This window comes from bacterium (assembly GCA_018814885.1).
In the GTDB taxonomy this organism is placed as follows: domain Bacteria; phylum Krumholzibacteriota; class Krumholzibacteriia; order LZORAL124-64-63; family LZORAL124-64-63; genus JAHIYU01.
In genome coordinates, this window is the sequence record JAHIYU010000182.1 from 1 (window position 1) to 5,704 (window position 5,704).

The window sequence follows — 5,704 nt, forward strand, 5'->3', positions numbered from 1 at the left end:
CCATCCGCTGCGGGCGCGTCCGGGTCGAGCGCCCGGCGGAATGCCGCCCAGAGACCGTCGTTGGGATCCGGCGCGTAGAGCGCCGGCGGGATACCGGGCCCGCCGCGGGAGAACCGGGCGATCAGCTCCCCGCGCGTGGTCGCGGGCGATTCGACGCCCGCGGGTGCCAGCAACACGATCCCGCCGAGGGCGACGGGTAAGACCGTGGCGGTATCCCCGTCCGCATCCCGGAAGAGTTGCCGCTCGTCCTCGGTCGGCATCCGGTACATGAATGCAACATCGGCGCGACGATTAATCAAATCCTCGAGCGCCTGGTTGGTGCCGCCGCCCAAGACGATCACGGCCAGGTCGGGGTAATCCGACCGATACCCGTCGGCCAGGACGTCCACCAGACCCGGAGCGAGGTCCCGGCCCGCAACCACGAGGGACGGCACCGCGTCCTGGCCGCCAAGGATGTCGCGAAGACGTTGCCAGCCCACACCGCCCCTGACGACCAGGAGCATGGCGATCGCGGCGACGTAGACCGTCAGCCGAATCAACAGCCACTTTCTTCGGCGTGATGCCATCATGTCCCGTTTTCGGTTGCGCCCGCGGCCGGGGCGCCTATAATCGGGCGTTGCAGGTCTTCAACCAGCAAGCGGGATCATGAACACGACGAACCCCGATCGCCTTCACCGGTTCGCAGCGAACGTGCGCGGTCGCGCGCGGCGACGGAGCCTTTCTTTGGCCGTACCGGCGATCGTGGGCGTCGTCGCGGCGATTCTGGGCGTCGGCTGCGGCAACAGCGTCGATTCCGACAGAGCCCCTTCTTCTCTCTCTATCCATGAAACCGCTTTCATGGACACGTTGCAAGCGAGAACTTTCGGATATTTCTGGGATCTTTGCGATCCCCGGACGGGTCTCGCGCCGGATCGGGCCCCCACGCCCTCCTTCGCCAGCGTGGCAGCGACCGGGTTCGCCCTGACGGCCTATCCCATCGGCGCGGAACGCGGATACGTCACACGTGCCGAGGCCCGCGACCGCGCGCTATCGACGCTGCGCTTCCTCTGGCTGGCCCCGCAGGACACCGCCGTGTCCGGCACGGCGGGCCACATGGGCTTCTTCTACCATTTCCTCGTGCCAGAGACCGGCGCGCGCTTCCGGGAGGTGGAGCTTTCGACGGTGGACACGGCCCTGCTGATCGCCGGCGCGCTGTTCTGCCAGTCCTACTTCGACGGCTACGCGACGGCCGAGAGGGAGATCCGCGCCCTGGCCGACTCGCTCTATCTGCGCGTCGACTGGACCTGGGCCTCGGTGCGTCCCCCGACCATCGGGCACGGCTGGACGCCCGAACGCGGCCACCTGCCCTACGACTGGCGCGGCTACAACGAGGGCATGATCCTCTACCTGCTGGCCCTCGGCTCTCCCACGCATCCCGTCGCGCCCGAGGCCTGGGGCGCCTGGACGGACGGCTATCGCTGGGACGCGTTCCAGGGGCGGGAGCACCTCGGGTTCGGTCCCCTGTTCGGGCATCAGTACACCCAGGTCTGGTTCGATCTGCGCGGCCTGCAGGACGCGTACATGGGCGCGCACGGTCTCGACTATTTCGAGAACTCCCGCCGCGCCACCCTCGCCCAGCGCGATTATGCCAGGGCCAATCCCGCCGGCTGGCGCGGCTACGGCGAGCGACTGTGGGGCCTGACCGCCTGCGACGGGCCCGTCCACCGGACGCTCGAGATCGACGGCGTTACGCGCCGCTTCGAGACCTACTGGGCGCGGGGCGCCTCGTTCACGTCCGTCGATGACGACGGCACCGTGTGCCCGTCGGCAGCGGCGGCATCGCTCCCCTTCGCGCCGGAGATCGTCGCGCCGCTCCTGCTCGCCCTGCGCGAGGACCACGGGGACCATCTGCTCGGCGCGTACGGCTTCCGCGACGCCCTCAATCCCACCTTCGACATCGACGCGCCGGTTCAGCACGGGCGGGTCGTGCCGGGGCGCGGCTGGTACGACACGGACTACCTCGGCATCGATCAGGGGCCGATCCTGGCCATGATCGAGAACCACCGCAGCGGACTGGTCTGGCGTTGCATGCGCCGCAATCCCCACGTGATCCGCGCGCTGCGCGCCGCGGGCTTCACGGGCGGATGGCTCAGCGATGCGGGCGGGGGATCGTGAGGCGCCTCGCCGGTCTCGTGGTCCCGCTGGCGGCGCTGGCGGCGTTGGTCGCGGGTTGCGGCCGCGATGACGGCGGGACGGTGGTGCGCTTCTGGGCGATGGGACGCGAGGGCGAGGTCGTCCGCGAGCTGCTGGCGGACTTCGAGCGCGAGAATCCGGACCTGCGCGTCGACGTCCAGCAGATCCCCTGGACGGCCGCCCACGAGAAGCTCCTCACCGCCCACGTGGGTCACGCCACGCCCGACGTGGCCCAGCTGGGCAACACGTGGCTGTCCGAGTTCGTCGCCCTCGACGCGATCGCGCCCCTCGACGCGCGCGCGGCCGCCGATCCGGCGATCGATCCCGCGGACCACTTCCCGGGCATCTGGGACACGAACGTGCTGGACGGCCGCCTCTACGGCGTGCCCTGGTACGTGGACACGCGCGTGCTCTTCTACCGCAGCGATCTGCTGGCCGCGGCCGGTCACCCCACGGCGCCGCAGGACTGGGCGTCGTGGCGGGCGGCCATGCGCGACGTCGTCGCGCAGGCCGGCGCGGACCGGCGCTACGGGATCTTCCTGCCGCTGAACGAATGGCCGCCGACGGTGATCCTGGGCCTGCAGGCGGGATCGACACTGCTGGACGCGGACGGGGGCCTGGGCGTTTTCTCGGAGCCGCCCTTCCGCAGGGCCTTCGACTTCTACCTCGGCCTGTTCCGGGACGGGCTCGCGCCGCCTGTCTCCAACAACGAGATCGCGAACCTCTACCAGGAATTCGCGCGCGGGACCTTCGCCATGTACATCACCGGCCCGTGGAACCTCGGCGAATTCCGCCGCCGCCTGCCCGAGGAGCTGCAGGACGCCTGGGCCACGGCGCCGCTGCCGGGACCGGAGCCGGGCGTCCCCGGCGTCTCGCTGGCGGGCGGCTCCAGCCTCGTGATCTTCAGGGATTCTCCCCGCGCCGACGCCGCCTGGCGCCTGGTGTCGTTCCTCTCGCGTCCCGAGCAACAGGCGCGCTTCTACGACCTGACCGGCGATCTGCCCGCCCACCGGGGCGCCTGGGAGCGGGCGGGCATCGTCGACGACCCGCGCGCCCGCGCCTTCCGCGACCAGCTCGAGCACGTAGTGTCCACCCCCAAGGTGCCGGAGTGGGAGCAGATCGCCACGCGCGTCTACGAGCGGGGGGAGACGGCCGTGCGCGGCTCGGCCACCGTCGAAGAGGCCCTCACCGCCCTGGATGAGGATGTGGCGCGGATGCTCGACAAACGGCGCTGGCTCCAGGCGCGCAAGGCCCGCGGCGCCGCTCCCGACGGGGCGGCGCCGCGATGAGCGGCGACCTGGAACGCCGCAAGACCAGGGCCGCCTGGTGGTTCCTGGCGCCGGCGCTGACCCTGCTGGCCGTGTTCTTCGTGCTGCCGGTCGCCGCCGGCCTCCTGCTCGGCTTCACCGACTTCGACATCTACGCGATCGGGGCGCCGGGCAACGCGCGCTTCGTCGGCCTGCGCAACTACGCGCACCTGCTGACGGACGCCGGTTTCTGGCGCACGTTCTGGAACACCCTGTTCTTCGTGGTCGTCGGCGGGCCGCTGTCGGTGGCGGCGTCCCTGGGCGCGGCGCTGCTGGTCGACGCCAGGGCCGCGCGGCTGCGCCCGCTCTTCCGCACCGTCTACTTCGCACCGGTGGTGACCACCCTGGTCTCGGTGGCGATCATCTGGCGCTACCTCTACCACCCGCATTACGGGCTCCTGAACCACGTCCTCGGACTGATCGGCGTATCGCCCGTCGACTGGCTGGGCGACCCGCAGTGGGCCATGCCGGCGATCATCCTGCTCGCGGTGTGGAAGAACTTCGGCTACAACATGCTGATCTTCGTGGCCGGCCTGCAGGCGGTGTCCACCCATCTCTACGAGGCGGCGGCCATCGACGGCGCCGGCGCGTGGCGGCGCTTCCGCCATATCACGTTGCCGGGTCTCGGTCCGACCTTCCTCTTCGTGGGCGTGACCACGATGATCGGCTACTTCCAGCTCTTCGCCGAGCCCTACGTCATGACCCAGGGCGGACCGCTGGGCAGCACGCGCAGCCTCGTGCTCTTCATGTACGAGGAGGGCTTCCGCTGGTGGCGCATCGGCACGGCATCCTCGGTGGCGGGCGTGCTGCTGCTGATCACCCTGGCGGGCGCGCTGCTGCAGTTCCGTCTGCAGGGAGGCCGCCGATGAACGGGCATCGCCTGCGCACCGCGCTGCTGCACCTCATGCTGTCGGCCGTGGCCCTGATCACCCTGACGCCGCTGGCCTGGATGGTGGCGGCGGCCTTCATGCAGCCCGGCGAGGCCAACTCCCTGCCGCCGCACGTGCTGCCCCGCGACCCCACCCTGGGCAACTTCGCGACCCTGTTCACCCGCCTCGACATGGCGCGCGCCTTCCTCAACAGCGCGCTGGTCGCCGTCCTGGCCACGGTCATGTCCGTGTTCATCAATTCGCTGGCGGGGTATGCCTTCGCCAAGCTGCCCTTCCCCGGACGCGAGGGCCTGTTCAGACGGCTGGCGATGGCCCTGGTCGTGCCGGCCCAGGTGGGCATGCTGCCGCTGTTCCTGCTGCTGCGCGAACTCGGCCTGGTCAACACCTACGCCGGCGTGCTGATCCCCTACCTGGCGAGCATCTACGGGATCTTCCTGATCCGTCAGTACGCCCTCGGCGTCTCCGACGAGCTGCTCGACGCCGCGCGCATCGACGGTGCGGGCGAGCTGCGCATCTTCGCCCTCATCGTGCTGCCGATCATCAGGCCGATCCTCGCCACCCTGGCCGCCTTCACCTTCCTGAGCGCCTGGAACGACTTCATGTGGCCGCTGATCGTGCTGAGCGACGGCGACATGTACACGCTGCCGGTGGCGCTGGCCAACCTGATGGGCGAGCACGTCCAGGACGGCGAGCTGATGATGGCCGGCGCCATGCTGACCATCGTTCCGGCGCTGATCGTCTTCCTCGTCTTCCAGCGCTTCTTCGTGCGCGGCATCACCGCCGGCAGCGTCAAGGGGTGATCCGCCATGAGACGCCTGATCTCCATCGCGATTCTGGCGGGGTCCCTCGCGATCGCCGCCTCGTGCGGACGCGGGACGGACGACCTCGCGCCCGTGCGCATAGACGACGGCTCGCCCGCGGCCTGGACGGCCCATCCCGCCGACGGCGTGGAGATGTCGCTCGCCGGCGACGACGGCGCCCTGCGCCTGGATTTCCGCTTCACCGGCGGCGGCTACGCCATCGCGCGCCGCGAGGTCGACCTCGTGCTGCCCGAGAACTTCGCCTTCACGTTCCGGCTGCGCGGCGAGTGCCCCGTCAACACCCTGGAGTTCAAGCTGGTCGACGAGACCGGCGAGAACGTCTGGTGGCACGTGAAGCGCGACTACGCGTTCCCCCGCGCGTGGACAGGCGTGACGGTCAAGAAGCGCAACATCACCTTCGCCTGGGGGCCTGACGGCGACGGCGCCCTTCGCCGGGTGTCCGCCATCGAGATCGTGGTGACGGCTAGCGAGGGCGGCGCGGGCAGCGTCTGGATCGACGACCTGACGCTCGTGC

Annotated in this window: 6 protein-coding genes; 5 read left to right on the forward strand and 1 reads right to left on the reverse strand. The window is 70.2% G+C overall.

Going from position 1 to position 5,704, the window contains the following annotated elements:
* On the reverse strand, positions 1-539 hold a 539-nt coding region (locus tag KJ554_14150), incomplete at its 3' end, for a substrate-binding domain-containing protein (protein ID MBU0743471.1).
* Positions 540-645: 106 nt separating this feature from the next.
* Here KJ554_14150 and KJ554_14155 point away from each other — a divergent pair.
* The 5 genes from KJ554_14155 to KJ554_14175 all read left to right on the forward strand — a co-directional run.
* Positions 646-2,154 carry a Tat pathway signal protein gene (locus KJ554_14155; protein ID MBU0743472.1) on the forward strand — a complete coding sequence of 503 codons (1,509 nt, stop codon included), beginning with the start codon at positions 646-648 and terminating at the stop codon, positions 2,152-2,154.
* Complete coding sequence (locus KJ554_14160; GenBank protein MBU0743473.1) at positions 2,124-3,461, forward strand: sugar ABC transporter substrate-binding protein; 1,338 nt, start codon at positions 2,124-2,126, stop codon at positions 3,459-3,461. Before KJ554_14155 ends, KJ554_14160 begins: the two co-directional genes overlap by 31 nt.
* Complete coding sequence (locus KJ554_14165) at positions 3,458-4,348, forward strand: sugar ABC transporter permease (protein ID MBU0743474.1); 891 nt, start codon at positions 3,458-3,460, stop codon at positions 4,346-4,348. The genes KJ554_14160 and KJ554_14165 overlap by 4 nt, the downstream gene beginning before the upstream one ends.
* Positions 4,345-5,169, forward strand: coding sequence for a carbohydrate ABC transporter permease (locus KJ554_14170; GenBank protein MBU0743475.1), 825 nt, complete (start codon positions 4,345-4,347; stop codon positions 5,167-5,169). Before KJ554_14165 ends, KJ554_14170 begins: the two co-directional genes overlap by 4 nt.
* A gap of 6 nt (positions 5,170-5,175) precedes the next feature.
* On the forward strand, positions 5,176-5,704 hold a 529-nt coding region (locus KJ554_14175; GenBank protein MBU0743476.1), incomplete at its 3' end, for a hypothetical protein.